This is a genomic window from Roseomonas genomospecies 6 (genome assembly GCF_008365375.1).
Classification (GTDB): domain Bacteria; phylum Pseudomonadota; class Alphaproteobacteria; order Azospirillales; family Azospirillaceae; genus Azospirillum.
Genome location: NZ_QOKW01000005.1, coordinates 36321 through 52429 on the forward strand (window position 1 = coordinate 36321; position 16109 = coordinate 52429).

Annotated in this window: 17 protein-coding genes; 8 read left to right on the forward strand and 9 right to left on the reverse strand. The window is 68.9% G+C overall.

Annotated features, from left to right (window positions below; translation table 11 throughout):
- On the reverse strand, positions 1-1029 hold the full coding sequence (locus tag DS843_RS08290; RefSeq protein WP_149468424.1) for a Fe(3+) ABC transporter substrate-binding protein: 1029 nt from the start codon (positions 1027-1029) through the stop codon (positions 1-3).
- 283 nt (positions 1030-1312) lie between these two features.
- Here DS843_RS08290 and DS843_RS08295 point away from each other — a divergent pair, with 283 nt between their 5' ends.
- On the forward strand, positions 1313-1825 hold the full coding sequence (locus DS843_RS08295; RefSeq protein WP_149468425.1) for an invasion associated locus B family protein: 513 nt from the start codon (positions 1313-1315) through the stop codon (positions 1823-1825).
- A gap of 79 nt (positions 1826-1904) precedes the next feature.
- Here the strand turns inward: DS843_RS08295 and cobT are convergent, their stop codons facing one another.
- From cobT to DS843_RS08315, 4 genes are all read right to left on the reverse strand, one after another.
- Positions 1905-3770 (reverse strand): cobaltochelatase subunit CobT, encoded by a 1866-nt coding sequence (gene cobT, locus DS843_RS08300; RefSeq protein ID WP_149468426.1) that lies wholly within the window; start codon positions 3768-3770, stop codon positions 1905-1907.
- Between the two features lie 102 nt (positions 3771-3872).
- Positions 3873-4253 (reverse strand): GxxExxY protein, encoded by a 381-nt coding sequence (locus DS843_RS08305; protein WP_208852205.1) that lies wholly within the window; start codon positions 4251-4253, stop codon positions 3873-3875.
- 76 nt (positions 4254-4329) lie between these two features.
- Positions 4330-5334: a cobaltochelatase subunit CobS gene (gene cobS / locus DS843_RS08310; protein ID WP_149468427.1), complete on the reverse strand. Its 1005-nt coding sequence runs from the start codon at positions 5332-5334 to the stop codon at positions 4330-4332.
- 73 nt (positions 5335-5407) lie between these two features.
- The gene (locus DS843_RS08315; RefSeq protein WP_149468428.1) at positions 5408-5992 is read right to left on the reverse strand and encodes a J domain-containing protein; all 585 of its coding nucleotides are present in this window, start codon (positions 5990-5992) and stop codon (positions 5408-5410) included.
- Positions 5993-6161: 169 nt separating this feature from the next.
- Between DS843_RS08315 and DS843_RS08320 the strand changes: the two genes are divergently transcribed.
- Both DS843_RS08320 and DS843_RS08325 read left to right on the forward strand, forming a co-directional pair.
- The gene (locus tag DS843_RS08320; RefSeq protein ID WP_149468429.1) at positions 6162-6434 is read left to right on the forward strand and encodes a BolA family protein; all 273 of its coding nucleotides are present in this window, start codon (positions 6162-6164) and stop codon (positions 6432-6434) included.
- Between the two features lie 311 nt (positions 6435-6745).
- A complete protein-coding gene (locus tag DS843_RS08325) occupies positions 6746-7159 on the forward strand; it encodes a ribbon-helix-helix domain-containing protein (RefSeq protein WP_286192003.1) in 414 nt (137 codons plus the stop codon).
- A gap of 97 nt (positions 7160-7256) precedes the next feature.
- Here DS843_RS08325 and DS843_RS08330 read toward each other — a convergent pair whose 3' ends face one another.
- The 4 genes from DS843_RS08330 to DS843_RS08345 form a co-directional block, all read right to left on the reverse strand.
- On the reverse strand, positions 7257-7877 hold the full coding sequence (locus DS843_RS08330; protein WP_149468431.1) for a DUF2889 domain-containing protein: 621 nt from the start codon (positions 7875-7877) through the stop codon (positions 7257-7259).
- Positions 7878-8001: 124 nt separating this feature from the next.
- The gene (locus DS843_RS08335) at positions 8002-8487 is read right to left on the reverse strand and encodes a CBS domain-containing protein (protein ID WP_149468432.1); all 486 of its coding nucleotides are present in this window, start codon (positions 8485-8487) and stop codon (positions 8002-8004) included.
- Between the two features lie 114 nt (positions 8488-8601).
- Entirely contained in the window at positions 8602-9738 is a 1137-nt protein-coding gene (gene aroB / locus DS843_RS08340) for a 3-dehydroquinate synthase (protein WP_149468433.1), read from the reverse strand.
- Positions 9739-9745: 7 nt separating this feature from the next.
- Positions 9746-10384, reverse strand: coding sequence for a shikimate kinase (locus tag DS843_RS08345; protein ID WP_149468434.1), 639 nt, complete (start codon positions 10382-10384; stop codon positions 9746-9748).
- A 236-nt stretch (positions 10385-10620) separates the two neighbouring features.
- Here DS843_RS08345 and DS843_RS08350 point away from each other — a divergent pair, with 236 nt between their 5' ends.
- From DS843_RS08350 to DS843_RS08370, 5 genes are all read left to right on the forward strand, one after another.
- A complete protein-coding gene (locus tag DS843_RS08350; protein WP_286192004.1) occupies positions 10621-10761 on the forward strand; it encodes a hypothetical protein in 141 nt (46 codons plus the stop codon).
- On the forward strand, positions 10742-12730 hold the full coding sequence (locus DS843_RS08355; protein ID WP_149468436.1) for a hypothetical protein: 1989 nt from the start codon (positions 10742-10744) through the stop codon (positions 12728-12730). Before DS843_RS08350 ends, DS843_RS08355 begins: the two co-directional genes overlap by 20 nt.
- A 5-nt stretch (positions 12731-12735) precedes the next feature.
- On the forward strand, positions 12736-13791 hold the full coding sequence (gene xerD / locus DS843_RS08360; RefSeq protein ID WP_286192005.1) for a site-specific tyrosine recombinase XerD: 1056 nt from the start codon (positions 12736-12738) through the stop codon (positions 13789-13791).
- A 141-nt stretch (positions 13792-13932) separates the two neighbouring features.
- Positions 13933-15537, forward strand: a complete 1605-nt coding sequence (gene aceB / locus DS843_RS08365) for a malate synthase A (RefSeq protein WP_149468437.1) — start codon at positions 13933-13935, stop codon at positions 15535-15537.
- An 89-nt stretch (positions 15538-15626) separates the two neighbouring features.
- Positions 15627-16109: a DUF29 domain-containing protein gene (locus DS843_RS08370; RefSeq protein ID WP_149468438.1), complete on the forward strand. Its 483-nt coding sequence runs from the start codon at positions 15627-15629 to the stop codon at positions 16107-16109.

Below are 16109 nucleotides of genomic sequence, written 5' to 3' on the forward strand. Positions count from 1 at the left end.
TTACTTCCAGCCGGCGCGATCCATGATCTTCAGGGCCTCGGCGTTGTTCTTGCCGTAGACCGCCGCGTTCAGCGGGTCTTCCTTGAAGGTGCCCCAGGAGACGAGCACCGGCGCGACCTTGGCACCGGCGACGATCGGGTACTCGAAGTTCTTTTCCGTGAACATCGTCTGGGCTTCCGGGCTGGCCAGATATTCCAGGAACTTCACGGCGGAGTCCTTGTTCGGCGCGTTCTTCGCCACGCCGGCGCCGGACACGTTCACATGGGTGCCGCGGTCGCCCTGGTTGGGGAAGATCACGCCCAGCTTGTCCGCGATGGCCTTGTCTTCCGGCTTGGCGGAGGAGGCGAGGCGGGCGAAGTAGTAGGTGTTCGACACGGCCACGTCGCCTTCGTTGGCGGCCACGCCCTTGATCTGGTCGGTGTCGCCGCCCTGCGGCTTGCGGGCCATGTTGGCGACGACGCCCTTGGCCCACTCCTCCGTCGCCTTCTCGCCATGGGCGGCGAGCAGCGAGCCGACGAGCGACTGGTTGTAGACGCTGGTCGAGGAGCGGACGAGGACGCGGTCCTTCCACTTCGGATCGGCCAGCTCCTCATAAGTCTTGATGTCGTCCGGCTTCACCGTGGCCTTGTTGTAGACCAGGATGCGGGCGCGCTTGGAGATGCCGAACCAATAGCCTTCCGGCTCGCGCAGGTGGGCCGGGATGGCCGATTCGAGCGTCTTGGAACGGGTCGGCTGAAGCAGACCGGCCTCCTGGGCGCGCCACAGGCGGCCGGCATCCACGGTGATGAAGACGTCGGCAGGGCTGTTGGCGCCCTCCGTCTTCATCCGCTCGATCAGCTCGTCCTCCTTGCCTTCGATGACGTTGACCTTGATGCCGGTCTGCTTCGTGAAGGTGTCGTAGAGTTCCTTGTCCACATCGTAATGGCGCGAGGAGTAGACGTTCACCTCGGCGGCGTTGGCGGCGCCGGCCACGGCCAGCAACGTTGCGGCGAAAGTGGCGGCAAAGGCGCCGCGCGACACGATGTGCATCCTGGGGACTCCCGAAATCTTGCCTCTCTGCGCCCGCTCTTGCGAAGCGTTCTCAGGACGGACTTGACCATTGGGGACCAAGGGTGTCAAGCGCGAATGATAACTGTTCTCAACTTTCTCAACCATCCGGCTCCGGCGCCTTTCCCCGCGCCGGCCCCGTCCGGAGGCGTAAATGCTTGTCCGCCTTTTGGGTATGCCTATAATCCGTTCGCAGTACCCATCGTCCGGCGAAGCCGCTTGGGATCGATGGGGCGGCTTGCAGGCGATTCATGGGGGCGACAGGATGCGTTGGACAGGTCTCTTCGCTATTGGTGCGGCGCTTCTGTCCGCGCTGGCCGTGACGCCGGCCTCCGCCGTCGATTTCTCCAAGTCCGCCGCCGAATTCGGGCCGGAGGGCGCCTGGACCAGCCGGTGCGAGATCGACCGCATGACCGACACCAAGGTCTGCCGGCTGATGAACTACCGCCTGTTCGATGACGGGAAGGAGGTCGGATTCGTGGCGCTGAGCGTCATCCCGACCGGCAACGACTATCACCTGTTCCTGACGACCAGCCAGGGCATGGTGGAGAATTGCGCCATCCGCGTGGACCGCCAGCCGCGGATCGAGACCCAGATCGCCACGCTGAACATGTGCATGTTCCCGAACTTCGTGTCGGGCCGCGTGGTGGACCAGTTCCGCAACGGTTCCACCGTTCTGGTCCGCGTCAACTTCATGCGCGCCGGCAAGCGCGACATCGACTTCCCGCTGAACGGCTTCTCCCGGAATTTCGAAGAGATGCAGCGCAGCCTGCAATGAGCCGAATGGACATTCCGGCAACGAAACGGCGCGGGTGATCCCCGCGCCGTTTCGCTTTCAAGATGACCTTTGTCCCGGTTCACCGCCAGCCGGTGCGGCCCCGGCGGTCGTCCTCGTCGAACAGTTCGGCCAGCTTGTTCATCATGGTGCCGCCCAACTGCTCCGCGTCCACGATGGTGACGGCGCGGCGGTAATAGCGGGTCACGTCGTGGCCGATGCCGATGGCCACCAGCTCCACCGGCGAGCGGGTCTCGATGTACTCGATCACCTGCCGCAGGTGGCGTTCCAGATAATTGCCGGCGTTGACCGACAGGGTCGAGTCGTCCACCGGCGCGCCGTCGGAGATGACCATCAGGATGCGCCGCTGCTCGGGCCGCCCGATCAGGCGGTTGTGCGCCCACAGCAGCGCCTCGCCGTCGATGTTCTCCTTCAGGATTCCTTCGCGCAGCATCAGGCCCAGATTCTTGCGGGCGCGGCGCCAGGGCTGGTCGGCGTCCTTGTAGACGATGTGGCGCAGGTCGTTCAGGCGGCCCGGGTTGGCGGGCTTGCCGGACGCGATCCAGTGCTCGCGCGCCTGCCCGCCCTTCCAGGCGCGGGTGGTGAAGCCCAGCACTTCCACCTTCACCGCGCAGCGCTCCAGCGTGCGGGCCAGGATGTCGGCGCTCATCGCGGCGATGGAGATGGGACGCCCGCGCATGGAACCGGAATTGTCGATCAGCAGCGACACCACCGTGTCGCGGAAGTCCATCTCCTTCTCCTTCTTGAAGGACAGGGGAAGGACCGGGTTCACGACGATGCGGGCGAGGCGGGCGGCGTCCAGGATGCCGTCGTCCAGGTCGAACTCCCACGACCGCTGCTGCTTCGCCAGGAGGCGGCGCTGCAGGCGGTTGGCCAGCTTGGAGATCACGCCCTGGAGATGGACGAGCTGCTGGTCCAGCATGTGGCGCAGCCGCGCCAGCTCGTCCGGGTCGCACAGGTCTGAGGCGTCCACCACCTCGTCGAACTGGGTGGTGAAGGGCTTGTAGGCGTTGGGGTCGGGCTCGTTGCGGCGGCTGGCCTCCGGGCGCCAGGGCTGGCCGGGGCCGGCGGGCTCCTCCGCCCCCTCGCCCTGGCCCATTTCGGTGTCGCCTTCCTCGCCGGTGCCCTCGTCGGCCTGCTCGCCCTGGTCGGACTCCTGCATCTCCTGCGAGGTCATCGACTCGGCCTGGCTCTGGACGTCGTCCTCGCCCTGGGTCTGGCCCTTGTTCGGCTCGTTCTCGTTCTCGCCGGAGTCGCGCTCGTCCTCCTCCTGCTCCTGCGGGTCGTCGGGGTCGCTGCCGACCTCCATGTCGAGTTCCGTCAGCAGCTTGCGCACGGCGCGGGCGTAGGAATCCTGGTCGGCCATGTGACCGGCGAGGCCGTGCAGATCCTTGCCCAGCCGCTCCTCGATCCAGCCGCGCCACAGGCTGACCGCGTGCTCCGCGGCGGGGGGCGGGGCGGCGCCGGTCATCGCCTCGCGGGCGATCAGGCGCAGCACCTCGGGCAGAGGCACCTGCTCGCGCTCCTCCAGCCGCTCGAAGCCCTGCTTGTGGTAGCGCTCGTCCAGCGCCGCCTCCAGGTTGGCGGCGACACCGGGCATGTGGCGGGCGCCCAGCGCCTCGCAGCGGGCCTGCTCCAGCGCGTCGTAGGCGGCACGGGCGCTGTCGCCCAGCGGCATGCGCTGCAGGTGGATGGCGTTGTCGTGGAAGCGCAGCCGCAGCGACACGGCGTCGGCGGCGCCGCGCAGCGTGGCGACGTCGTGGGGGTTGAGGTCGCGCGCCGGGGTGGGAATGCGCACGCGCAGTCCGGCGACGCCGGGCGGCTCGGTGGAGAAGCCCACCTGCACGTCGGCCCGGCGGGAGAGGGCCCGCACCGCGGCGGCGGTGGAGCGCTTGAAGGCCTCGACGGGATTTTCACGATCGGTCATGGCGGGCTGTCGATAGAGTTGGGGAAGTGCGGAAACTTCACGGATTTCGCGGATTTGGGCACGGATTTCGCGGATTTGGGCACGGATTACACGGATCTTATCCTATGGAAGAACGCGCCGGACCGTCAGGCTCGGCGTGCCGAAATTCAGCAGAAGCCCAACCGGCATCCCGCTGGCCCTCAGGTAATTCACCACCTGCTTGATGTGCGGCTGGGCTATGGCTTCGGCGACTTTCAGTTCGACGATCACTTGGTCTTCGACCACGACGTCCGCGAAGTAAGTCCCGACGCTGCTGCCCTTGTAGGAGATGCCGAAAGGCACCTCCAACCCGACGTTTAGGCCCCGGCTTCGGAGTTCGTGAACGAGGGCGTTCTGATAGACCGATTCGACGAAGCCTTGTCCGAGCGTGTTGAAAACCTCGAAACCGGCTCCAATGACACGCTCCGTCAGGGCTTCAATGCTATGGTCCAGAACGACCCTCATCCATGAAATCCGTGCTCAAATCCGCGAAATCCGTGAAGAATCAGTGCTCCGCAACCGGGCGGGATCTTAGCTCCGATCACACCAGATTCGCCTGCACCCCCGTCTCCGGCAGTTCGGTGCCGAAGCAGCGCTGGTAGTATTCGGCGACCGTCGGGCGCTCCACCTCGTCGCACTTGTTCAGGAAGGTGATCCGGAACGCGAAGGCGACGTCGTTGAAGATGTTGGCGTTCTGCGCCCAGGTGATGACCGTGCGCGGGCTCATCACGGTGGAGATGTCGCCGTTGATGAAGCCGGCGCGGGTCAGGTCGGCCAGACGCACCATCGACGCCACGGTCTTGCGGCCCGCCTCGTCGTCGTATTCCGGCACCTTGGAGGCGACGATCTTCACCTCGGCGTCCACCGGCAGGTAGTTCAGCGTCGCCACGATGTTCCAGCGGTCCATCTGGCCCTGGTTGATCTGCTGCGTGCCGTGATAGAGGCCGGTGGTGTCGCCCAGGCCGACGGTGTTCGCCGTGGCGAACAGGCGGAAGGCCGGGTGGGGGCGGATGACGCGGTTCTGGTCGAGAAGGGTCAGCTTGCCCTCCACCTCCAGCACGCGCTGGATCACGAACATCACGTCGGGGCGGCCCGCGTCATACTCGTCGAAGACGAGCGCGCAGGCGTGCTGGAGCGCCCAGGGCAGGATGCCTTCGCGGTATTCCGTCACCTGCACGCCGTCGCGAAGGACGATGGCGTCCTTGCCCATCAGGTCGATTCGGCTGATGTGGCTGTCCAGGTTGATGCGGATGCAGGGCCAGTTCAGGCGGGCGGCCACCTGTTCGATGTGGGTGGACTTGCCGGTCCCGTGATAGCCCTGGACCATGACGCGACGGTTGTAGGCGAAGCCGGCCAGGATCGCGAGCGTGGTGTCGCGGTCGAAGCGGTAGGCTTCGTCGATGTCCGGCACATGCTCCGTGCGCTGGCTGAAGGCCGGCACCTGCATGTCGCTGTCGATGCCGAACACTTGACGCACCGACAGGGTGATGTCGGGAACGTGATCGAACAGGGCCGAGCTGGCCTGGGTGGCTCCTTGAGAAGGCATGGGAGGTTCTTATCGTTCCAACGTGTCTGTTGTCGGGGCCGCCCGGCCATTGTGGTCCGGCCAACCGTCGGGTTTACGCACCATAGCAGGCTTTCAGCGTGTTGTAGGCCTGATTGATCTCCTTCAACTTTTCTTCGGCCGCCTTGTCCCCGCCGTTCGCGTCGGGATGGTGCGTTTTCACCAGCTCGCGGTAGCGCGCCTTGATGCGTGGGAAGTCCACGGGCGGGACAAGGTCCAGAACGACCAGCGCCTCCTCCTCCGCGGTGCGGGCGGCCTGGCGGCGCTGCTTGCTCTCCTCGGACTGGTCCTTGCCGGCCTCGCGCCCGAATTCGAAGCTGAAGCCGTGCATCGCGCGGTCGCGCAGGAACTTCTCCTGCATCCCCCAGAAGCCGAGCGGCCAGCTCGGCCGCTGCCAGGTGGTGTCGCGGCGGACCTCGGCCTCGATCTGCTCGGGCTTCATGCCGGCGTAATAGTCCCAGGCGCGGTTGTATTCCCGCACATGGTCCAGGCAGAACCAGTAGTAGTCGTTGAGCTGCCGGCGGCTTTTCGGCGCCCGGTACTCGCCCTCGCCCGCACAGCCCGGATGGTCGCAGGCGCGCACGGCGGCGCGCGGCTGGTCATATCGGCTGAAGTCGTAGCGGGTCCGTGGCTTGCTCATGTGCGAAGTATGGGAAGAGGCTCCCTTTCTGGCAAGCGCACGCAAGGGGGCGGTGCCGGTCTGCGGAAAATGGCCGGTCTGCGGCTGTGCCGTCTTGACTGTGGCGGCGCGGAGCCCTCACCTCAATTCCCAACCAGACTTGCCCCGACCAGACCTGAGCGAGGACCCCATGGAATACGCAACCCGCATGCGCCGGAAGCTGACCGACGCGCTGGCCCCCGAACGGCTCGACATCCAGGACGACTCCGGCCGCCACGCCGGCCACGGCGGCGCCCATCCGGAGGGGGAGACCCATTTCCACGTCACCATCGTCTCCGCCGCCTTCGCCGGAAAATCGCGCGTGGAGCGCCAGCGGCTGGTCTACAGCCTTCTCGCCCAAGAAATGGCGGAGCGCGTTCACGCCCTCGGCCTGACCACGCTGACGCCCGACGAGGCCCGCTGACAGCAACGCCCACAAGAACGCCCGGCCTTGGTCCGTGCGCCAAGGGAAAAGCGCCACCTGCAAATGCATACATACGCATGCAACTACTGGAGGTTCTTTTCCGTCTGTAAGCATAATTCGAGTGCGGCCATGGTTGCAATTCTCGCTGTATTTAGTAGAGTGCAGCGCATGCAACCAATCAATGCGCCGTGGGCGACGCACTCTTCGCGCGTCGTCCGGCGGGTTCGTGGAGAGGGCGGCGTATGGCGAAGCGCGGGCCGAAGAAGCGGTTAACAGTGAACCCCAACGCGTGTGTGGAACCGCTGAAGAGCATGAACATCATGATTGCCGGGCGCCGCACGAGCATGCGTCTGGAGCCGACCATGTGGGACGCTCTGGAGGACATCGCCCGCCGCGAAGGCCTGACGGTCAACGGCCTCTGCACCCTGATCAAGGATCGGCTGGACGAGCAGCTCCGGCGCCGCGGTCCGGCCACGGACAATTCGGAGGTGACCCTGACCTCGGCGGTCCGCGTCTTCATCGCGGCCTATTTCCGCCGGGCCTGCACCGAGGACGGCCACTTCCGGGCCGGCCACGGCGGCGGCGATCCCTTCGTCGGCACGCCGTTCGACCTGCCGCCGCCGGACGAGCTGGACCAGCCGGCGCCGGGGACCGGCACGACGGCGTCCGCGGGCGTGCCGGCCGTGGCCTCGGGCGAGGGTGTCCGGACCTCCCTGGAGGCGTGACGGTCCTCGCCGTCCCGATTCGGGCATGAAAAAGGGCGTGGCCTCGCGGGCACGCCCAAATTTTTGCCGTCTTGAATTTTTGCCGTCTTGCCGCCTTTCAATCGGCGGCGTCGCGCGGGCGGTCGCCGGTGTAGTGGTCGGGCCAGTTCTTGCGCACGACTTCGCCGTTGCTGTCGAAGATGTGGCAGGTGTTCAGCAGAACCGGACGCTTCGTGCGAAGCATATCTTCCTTGCCGTCCGCCTCGGTGCTTCCGGGCGTCCGGCCCTTCGCCTTCTCGGCCTGCTCGCGCGCCAGGATGGGGTAGATGGTCTGGAAGGCGGTGGTGGCGACCGGCCCCAGAAGCTCCACAAGATGGGTGCAGCCCTGCACGCCGCCCAGCCGCTCCTTCACCGAGCGGGTCCAGCCCGGACCGATCTTCAGCCCGACCAGACGCTGGAAATTGGGGGTGACGGAGCCGCAGGTGCGGTATGGGCTCTTCTCCGTCACCGCCTCGACCGCATGGACGGTCAGGTCGTTGTCCACCGTCAGGCGAATCCACATGCCGTGCACCGGGTCGCCGGGCAGGATCTGGCCGCGCTGGTCGGTGTTGAAGGCATAGCTCTTCACGTCGGTCAGGTGACCCTCGACGTCCCACAACCCATCGGTCCGCCGATAGCCCCGGCAAGTGACTTCCCGGGTGTGGATCGGTTCGCGCGCGGCGGGTTCGGACAGGGGCATGGGACTCTCTGACGTTCGGCCTAGTTCGGACGGCCTGATTGTTGGGGCGTGCCCTGGAATATCGGTGGGGCCAGCGTTCAGGTCAAGCCGGCTCCGCCGCATTGCAGCATTACGCGTCCGGCGCTCAGGGGGGAGCGCTGGCGGAGTAGTGCGACCCGAAGATGAAGGCCTCGCGGTCGCGGATCTCGTCCTCCAAATGGGCGCGGACCACGGCGAACAGATCGCGGATGGACACGATGCCCATCACCGTGCCGTCCGACTCGCCGTCCGCGGTGACCGGCAGGTGGCGGTAATGGTGGCGTTCCATGAGGTCCAGCGCCTCGTAGGCGCGGGCGTCCGGCCCCAGCGTGTCGGGGGAGGCGGTCATGACCTCGGCCAGCCGGGTGGCCACCGGGTCGCGGCCCGTGGCGACGACGCGGGCGGCGAGGTCGCGCTCGGTGAAGATGCCCTTGAGCGAATGGCCTCCCGATAACTGGCTCTGCGTGACCAGAACGGCGGCGACCCGGCGCTCCGCCATCAGAATGGCGGCGTCCTGGACGCTGGCCTCCGGGGGCAGGCAAACGAGCTGCTGATCCTTGATGACGTCGGGGATGAGCTTGCGGTTCGGCATGTCCCTTCTCCCTTATTTGGGGCGGCGTTCCGCAGCGTGTCGGACGCAAATCGGAACTGTCGTGAAGTCTGACAGTTCGCCACCCAAACGGTCAAGGGATTATGGTGCACCGCATCAGCGCGCGACGGCATCCTCCAGAAGGGAACGCACCACCGCCGGATCGACGTCGCGCTGGGTGAAGGCGTCGCCCAGCCCGCGCACCAGAACGAAGGTGATCCGCCCGTCCTTCACCTTCTTGTCCTTGGCCATGGACAGGATCAGCCCGTCCACGTCCCACTCCACGCCGGGCACGTCGGCGGGGCGGACCGGCAGGCCGACGCGGGCCAGATGGGCGCGCGCCTTCTCCGCGTCCGCCGCCGGGCACAGCCCCAGCCGCACCGACAGGTCGAAGGCCAGCACCATGCCGATCGACACCGCCTCGCCGTGCAGCAGGCGGGAGCCGAAGCCGGTCGCCGCCTCCAGCGCGTGGCCGAAGGTGTGGCCCAGGTTCAGAAGGGCGCGGTCGCCGCTCTCGCGCTCGTCCACCCCGACGATGGCGGCCTTGGCCCGGCAGCTTTCCGTGACGGCGGTGCGGCGGGCGTCGCTGTCGCCGGCCACCACCCGCTCGCCATGCGCCTCCAGCCAGTCGAAGAAGCCGGGCAGGCGGATCAGCCCGTACTTCACCACCTCGGCATAGCCGGCCAGCACCTCGCGCCGGGGCAGGGTGTCCAGCGTGGCGGTGTCGGCGATGACCAGCCGCGGCTGGTGGAAGGCGCCGATCAGGTTCTTGCCGTGCGGGCTGTTGATGCCGGTCTTCCCGCCGACCGAGCTGTCCACCTGGCTGAGCAGCGTGGTCGGCACCTGGATGAAGTCGATCCCGCGCAGCGCGGAGGCCGCGGCGAAGCCGGTGATGTCGCCGATCACCCCGCCGCCGAGCGCCAGCAGGACCGCCGACCGCTCGATCCCGCGCGCCAGGATGGCGTCCATCAGCCGCTCGAAATGGGCGAAGTCCTTGGTCTTCTCCCCCGCCGGCAGGACGATGGCCTGGGTCGGTTCGATCCCGGAGTCGCGCAGCGTGCGCTCCAGCGTCGGCAGGTGCAGCGGGGCGACGTTTTCGTCGGTCACGACGATGGGGGCCTTGCCCTTCGTGACGGCGGCGATGCGCGGCCCGGCGCCGTCGAGCACCCGGTCGCCGACCAGGATGTCGTAGCTGCGCGGGCCGAGGTCGAGGCGGACGGTGTCGGTGACGGCGGAGGTGTCTGAAGGGGTCATGGCGGGTTCAGGGCTTGTCGTGGTGGTGGTGCGCCGGGTGGCGGTGATGGTGGTGATGGGGCGAGTGGGGCAGAGCGATGCCGAAATGCGCCTCCAGCGCCTCGATCACCTGCTCCACCGTCGCTTCCGGCGGGCGTTCGTCGCTGATGACGGTCAGTTCGGCCTCCGCATAGATGGGGTAGCGGGCGGTCATCAGCCGGCTCAGGATCTCCTTCGGGTCGCCGGAGTTCAGCAGCGGGCGGTGGGTGCGCCGCGCCGTTCGGGCCAGCAGCACGTCCAGTTCGGCGCGCAGCCAGACCGACAGGCCGTGGGCGCGGATGGCCGCGCGCGTCTCCGGGTCCATGAAGGCGCCGCCGCCGGTCGCCAGGATGTGCACCGGCTGTTCGGTCAGCAGGCGGGTGATGATCCGGCGCTCCACCGAGCGGAAGACGGCCTCGCCGTCGCGGGCGAAGATTTCCGCGATGGTGCAGCCCGCCGCCGCCTCGATCTCCGTGTCGGCGTCGATGAAGGGCAGGTGCAGCCGCGCGGCCAGCCGCCGCCCGATCGCGCTCTTGCCGGCCCCCATCAGACCGACCAGCACCACCGTCTTCGGCAAAATCTTCGACGGGTCCGGCGGTTGTCCCTGCGGTGGAAGGCGGGCGGTCATGGCGTTGCTGACTTTCCTGGTACCGGTGTTCGATTCGGTCGCGGGAGCCGCCGCATGTTGCGCAGCGGTGCCCCCTGTGGCTAAAGTGGTACGTCCCGCGTTCATCGGCCGTCAGGCCAGCGGTGCGGACGGTGTGCGATGATTAGCATGAAAGCGCACCCTTGTCCCAAGCCGCACGGACGCAGACCGTGATACAGCGCCGCCGTTCCTTCCACAGAAACACGTCTCCGATCGCCATGAACCGGGTTATTTCCGTTCTTTTCGTGCTGTTCCTGTTCGTCATCGGGGGGGGCATGGCCTTCCTCGCCTCCTGGGACATGCCGGTGCCGTCCAAGACGATGGAAAAGGTCATTCCGGATGAGCGGTTCCCCCGCTGAGGCTGGGGACGCCGTGTGGCGCCGCCGCCGGTCCGCCGCCCCGTCCTGGGGCAGGAGGGCCGGGGCCGGCGCCGTTTCCGTTCTTGCCCTGCTCTGGACGCTGATGGGAGCCGCGCCGCCCGCGCAGGCCCAGGGCGTGCCGTCCGGGGCGCCGATTCGCCTGTTTCCGCCGCCGGAGGCGGTGGCTCCTCCGGATGCCGCCCGTGAGGCCGCCCGAAATGCCGGGCGGGTGCTGGACGATCCCCTGGCGTCGCCGGGGCCGTCCGCCGCTCCGCTGCCGCTGACGGCCCCGTCCCGTCCGCCGTCCTTCGACGTGGTGCCCACGGTGGCGCCTCCGTCGGCCATCGCGGTGGAGTCGCTGGGTCCGCTGGACCCCGACGGCGCTGGCCCGCTGGCGGGGGCCGCGGGGCTGGGAAGCGACCCCTGGCGCGGCATTCCGCGTGCCGAGGTGCTGGCCCTGCTGCCGGAACTGCCCACCCTCACCCCGTCGCCCGCCGTGAAGGAATTGCAGCGCCGCCTGCTGCTCAGCCGCGGCTCGCCCGCCGCCGCTCCCGGCGAGCCCGACCCGGCGCGCCGCTTCGGCGGCCTGCGGGTGGAGAAGCTTGCGGCCATGGGCGACCCGCGGGGAGCCGCCGACCTCGCCGCGCTGCTTCCCGAAGCGATGATGGCCGACGAGGCCGCCGCCCGCGCCCTGACCGATGCCGAACTGATTGCCGGCCCGCTGGACTGCGCCGCCGCCACGGAGCGCGCCAAGCCTTTTTCCGGCCCCTACTGGCAGCGGGTGGAGCTGTTCTGCCGCCTGCGCGCCGGGCGGATCGGCGGCGTTCCGCCGATGGAGGCCGGGACCGGCCCGGCGGGGGACGATCTCGCCTTCGACATGCTGCGCGAGCAGCCGGGCGGCGATCCCGAGTTCCTGCGGGTGGCCGAGGCCATGGCGGGCGGGCCGCCGCCGCGGCTGCGCAGCTTGAAGGACCCCAGCCCGCTGACCCTGGCCGCCCTGCGGGCGCTCCAGGCCGGGGTACCGCCCGACATCCTGTCCTTGAACGACCCGGCGCGTCTGGCCGCGGTCGCGTCCAACACCGGCGCCGACCCGGCGACCCGCGTCACCGCGGCGGAACGCGCCGCCGTGGCCCTGTTCCTCGATGTCCGGCGGTTGGAGGAGGCGTACCGCGCCGCCCCGGCCAAGGGGGACGAGCTTCTGCGGCTGAAGGACGCCGCGGCGCGCGACCGTACGGCCCGCACCCGCGCGCTGGTGCAACAGGCCATGCTCGGCGCGATGAGCGGCGGGCGGCGCGTGGAGCTGGCCGAACTGGCGCTGGAGCTTCTGGACCCGCCGATGCGCGCCGGGCCGGTGGGGGCGGCGGTCGCCAACATGCTCGACACCCTGTCGCCGACTCCGGACGCCGCCGCCCTGGCTCCCGGCGCCGCCCGCCTCTGCTTCGCGCTGGGCCGCGCCGACCAGGGCAAGCGCTGGCACGACCTCGCCCTGCGCAGCCGTCCCACGGCGGAAGTGGCGCGGCTCTGGCCGCTGGCCGTCATCGCGCTGGGTCCGCCGCCGGGCGGCGGGGCGCTCGGCCTCGCCGGCTGGCTGGACGAATCGCTGCGCGGCGCCGATTCGGAGGCCCGCGCCCGCGTCGCCGGGCAGTTGGCGCTGCTCCAGGCGGTCGGCGTCGCCGTCCCGGACGAGGCGTGGCGCCGCATCGCCGACCCGGAGAGCGACGCCCCCGCAACCCCGGGCGCCCGTCCGCCGACGGCGGACCCCGCCCTGTGGCAGCGCCTGACCGACGCCTCCGCCGCCGGGCGCGTGGGCGAGACGGTGCTGGCCTCCCTGCTGCTTCTCGGCAACGCCGGGCCGGTGGGCGCGCCGCCCCCGGTGGTGGCGCGGGTGGTGGCGGCCCTGCGCGCCGTCGGGCTGGACAACGACGCCCGCGCCATCGCCCGTGAAGCCGCCGCGGCCCTGGCCGGATGAGTCCCATGCCCAAAACGACCCCATCTAAAACCCCGGCGCCGAAAACCCAGGCGCCGAAGACCCAGGCGCCGAAAGCCCAGCCGAAGCGGCGTGGGCGCCCCTGCAAACCGCGCCCGGTCGCGGCCTCGCCCCATGTCGACGCCTTCCTGGACATGCTGACGGCGGAGCGCGGCGCCGCGCTGAACACCCGCATGGCCTACGAGCGCGACCTCGCTGACCTCGCCCTCTGGCTGGCCCAGCGCGGGCAGCCGCTGGACAAGGCGGGGACGGAGGACCTGCGGGCCTATCTCGCCTTCCAGTATGTGGAGGGCGGGCAGAAGCCGGCGCCCCGCACGCTGGCCCGCCGCCTGTCGGCGATGCGCCAGTTCTACCGCTTCCTCGTCTCGGAAGGCCGGCGGCAGGACGACCCCGCCTCGGCGCTCGACAGCCCCAAGCAGGGCCGCCCGCTGCCCAAGATCCTGACGGTGGAGGAGGTCACCCGCATGATCGACTCCGCCCAGACCCGCGGCGGTCCGGAAGGGCTGCGGCTGGTCGCCCTGCTGGAGGTGCTCTACGCCACCGGGCTGCGCGTGTCGGAGCTGGTCGGCCTGCCCATGGCGGCCATCCTGCGCGACGGGCGCGGGTTGATCGTGCGCGGCAAGGGCGGGAAGGAGCGCATGGTGCCGCTGTCCGAACCGGCCTCCGCCGCTCTGGCCGCCTATCTGCCCTGGCGAAGCCACTTCATCCTGGCCGGGCGGGAGAACGGGCCGATCGCCTTCCTCTTCCCCTCGCGCAGCTCCACCAACGGGCATCTGACGCGCCAGCGCTTCGCGCAGTTGCTGAAGGAGTTGGCCATCGAGTCGAACATCGACCCGGAGAAGGTCAGCCCGCACGTCCTTCGCCACGCCTTCGCCACCCATCTGCTGGACCGCGGGGCGGACCTGCGGTCGGTGCAGAAGATGTTGGGCCATGCCGACATCGCCACCACCCAGATTTACACCCATGTGGTGTCGGAGCGGCTGAAACAGGTCGTGCACGAGCATCACCCGCTGGCCCGGCGAAAATCCGTTCGTACGCAATAGCGTTGCGCGCAAAGGGGTTGCGGCATTCAAAAAATACCAAACCGGCTATGGCGGCTCCTCCCGCTGTGGTATAGCCCTTGGTCAAAGGGGGGTGGGCGGCCGCTGCGCCGGACCACCGCGTGACGATCAGGGGGGAACCGCATGGCCACGACCATCTCCGGGCTTGAAATCCTGGGTCCGATCAAGCCGGGCTTCGAACAGATCCTGACGCCGGAGGCGCTGGCCTTCCTGGCGGAGCTGGAGGGCCGGTTCGGGTCGGAGCGGCTGCGCCTTCTCGACGTGCGGACGAAGCGGCAGGCGCTGATCGACCAGGGGCACAAGCCGGACTTCCTGCCGGAGACCCGCGCCATCCGCGAGGCCGACTGGACCATCGCGCCGCTGCCGCACGACCTGCTCGACCGCCGGGTGGAGATCACCGGGCCGGTCGACCGCAAGATGATCATCAACGCGCTGAATTCCGGCGCGAAGGTGTTCATGGCGGATTTCGAGGATTCGAGCTGCCCGTCCTGGACCAACCTGATCGAGGGGCAGAGCAACCTGCGCGACGCCGTGCGCCGGACCATCGCCTTCGACGATCCCGTGTCGGGGAAAAAGTACCGGCTCAACGACAAGACCGCCGTCCTGAAGGTCCGCCCGCGCGGCTGGCATCTGGAGGAGAAGCACGTCCGGCTGGACGGCGAACCGGTGTCCGGCGCGCTGTTCGACTTCGCCCTCTACGCCTTCCACAACGCGCAGGAGCTTCTGGCGCGCGGCTCTGGCCCCTATTTCTACCTGCCGAAGCTGGAAAGCCATTTCGAGGCGCGGCTGTGGAACGAGGTGTTCACGGTCGCCGAGGATTACCTGAAGATCCCGCACGGCACCATCAAGGCCACGGTGCTGGTGGAAACCATCCTCGCCGCCTTCGAGATGGACGAGATCCTCTACGAGCTGCGCGACCATTCCGCCGGGCTGAACTGCGGGCGCTGGGACTACATCTTCAGCTTCATCAAGAAGTTCCGCAACGACCCCGCCGCCGTCCTGCCCGACCGGGCGGAGGTGACGATGGCGACGCCCTTCCTCCAGTCCTACAGCCTGCTGGCGGTCAAGACCTGCCACCGCCGCGGCGCCCCGGCCATCGGCGGCATGGCGGCCTACATCCCGGTGAAGGACGATCCCGCGGCCAACGAGACCGCCTTCTCCAAGGTCCGCGCCGACAAGGAGCGGGAGGTGTCCAACGGCCATGACGGCACCTGGGTCGCGCATCCGGGCCTCGTCCCCGTCGCGCGGGAGGTGTTCGACGCCTACATGCCCAAGCCCAACCAGATCGACCGCAAGCGCGCCGACGTCGCGGTGACCGCCGCCGCCCTGCTGGCCGTGCCGGAGGGGCCGAAGACGGAGCGCGGCCTGCGCAACAACGTGGCCGTCGCCATCGGTTATCTGGAGGCGTGGCTGCGCGGTGTCGGCTGCGTGCCGCTGTTCAATCTGATGGAGGACGCCGCCACCGCGGAGATCAGCCGCACCCAACTCTGGCAGTGGGTCCACCATGGCGCCGCGCTGGACGACGGGCGCCCGGTGACCATGGAACTGGTGGACGATGCCATCGCGGAGGAGCTGGCCGCCTGGAAGGCCCGCGTCGGCGACCGCGCCTTCGACCTCGGCCTGTACGAGGAGGCCGCGGTGATGCTGCGCGACCTCGTGGAGCGCCGGGACTTCGTGGACTTCCTGACCCTGCCGGCCTACGACCGCATCGTCGCTCAAGGGGCGTGAAGGGAGGGCGTGAGGGGAGCGTGAGGGCGTTGCCAAGCCCGTGGCGTCTTCACCATATTGGTGTCGGCACATCACCCGAAGGGGCCGCCATGGGACGCAACGCCGCCGCGTATGGGGACGATTTCTACGGCTGGACGCAGGAGCAGGCCGGGCTTCTGCGCGCCGGCAAGCTGTCCGAAGTGGACGCCGAGAACCTCGCGGAGGAGATCGAGAGCATGGGCCGCAGCGAGGCGGACCGCCTGCGGAGCTGTCTGCGCCTGATCCTTCTGCATCTCCTGAAATGGCGCGAGCAGCCCGCCCGCCGGTCGCGGAGCTGGCGCAACAGCATCCAGCGGGAGCGGGACAACGTGGCCCTCGTCCTGGAGGACAACCCCAGCCTGACTCCCAAGCTGCCCGCGCTGTTCGCCAAAGCCTACCAGCTTGCCCGGCGCGAGGCCGCCCGCGAAACCGATCTGCCGGTGGAGCGCTTCCCCGAGGACAGCCCCTTCACCCTGGACCAGACCCTCGACCCGGCCTATCCGGACGATCTGGAGGACGGCTGGCGCCGCAGCCCCCGGACTCCGCGGATCTGA

Bases quoted from the DNA above. Each gene is read 5' to 3' on its own strand.
- DS843_RS08290 (WP_149468424.1), bottom strand. From the start codon at position 1,029: ATGCACATCGTGTCGCGCGGCGCCTTTGCCGCCACTTTCGCCGCAACG.
- DS843_RS08295 (WP_149468425.1), top strand. From the start codon at position 1,313: ATGCGTTGGACAGGTCTCTTCGCTATTGGTGCGGCGCTTCTGTCCGCG.
- cobT (WP_149468426.1), bottom strand. From the start codon at position 3,770: ATGACCGATCGTGAAAATCCCGTCGAGGCCTTCAAGCGCTCCACCGCC.
- DS843_RS08305 (WP_208852205.1), bottom strand. From the start codon at position 4,253: ATGAGGGTCGTTCTGGACCATAGCATTGAAGCCCTGACGGAGCGTGTC.
- cobS (WP_149468427.1), bottom strand. From the start codon at position 5,334: ATGCCTTCTCAAGGAGCCACCCAGGCCAGCTCGGCCCTGTTCGATCAC.
- DS843_RS08315 (WP_149468428.1), bottom strand. From the start codon at position 5,992: ATGAGCAAGCCACGGACCCGCTACGACTTCAGCCGATATGACCAGCCG.
- DS843_RS08320 (WP_149468429.1), top strand. From the start codon at position 6,162: ATGGAATACGCAACCCGCATGCGCCGGAAGCTGACCGACGCGCTGGCC.
- DS843_RS08325 (WP_286192003.1), top strand. From the start codon at position 6,746: ATGAACATCATGATTGCCGGGCGCCGCACGAGCATGCGTCTGGAGCCG.
- DS843_RS08330 (WP_149468431.1), bottom strand. From the start codon at position 7,877: ATGCCCCTGTCCGAACCCGCCGCGCGCGAACCGATCCACACCCGGGAA.
- DS843_RS08335 (WP_149468432.1), bottom strand. From the start codon at position 8,487: ATGCCGAACCGCAAGCTCATCCCCGACGTCATCAAGGATCAGCAGCTC.
- aroB (WP_149468433.1), bottom strand. From the start codon at position 9,738: ATGACCCCTTCAGACACCTCCGCCGTCACCGACACCGTCCGCCTCGAC.
- DS843_RS08345 (WP_149468434.1), bottom strand. From the start codon at position 10,384: ATGACCGCCCGCCTTCCACCGCAGGGACAACCGCCGGACCCGTCGAAG.
- DS843_RS08350 (WP_286192004.1), top strand. From the start codon at position 10,621: ATGAACCGGGTTATTTCCGTTCTTTTCGTGCTGTTCCTGTTCGTCATC.
- DS843_RS08355 (WP_149468436.1), top strand. From the start codon at position 10,742: ATGAGCGGTTCCCCCGCTGAGGCTGGGGACGCCGTGTGGCGCCGCCGC.
- xerD (WP_286192005.1), top strand. From the start codon at position 12,736: ATGCCCAAAACGACCCCATCTAAAACCCCGGCGCCGAAAACCCAGGCG.
- aceB (WP_149468437.1), top strand. From the start codon at position 13,933: ATGGCCACGACCATCTCCGGGCTTGAAATCCTGGGTCCGATCAAGCCG.
- DS843_RS08370 (WP_149468438.1), top strand. From the start codon at position 15,627: ATGGGACGCAACGCCGCCGCGTATGGGGACGATTTCTACGGCTGGACG.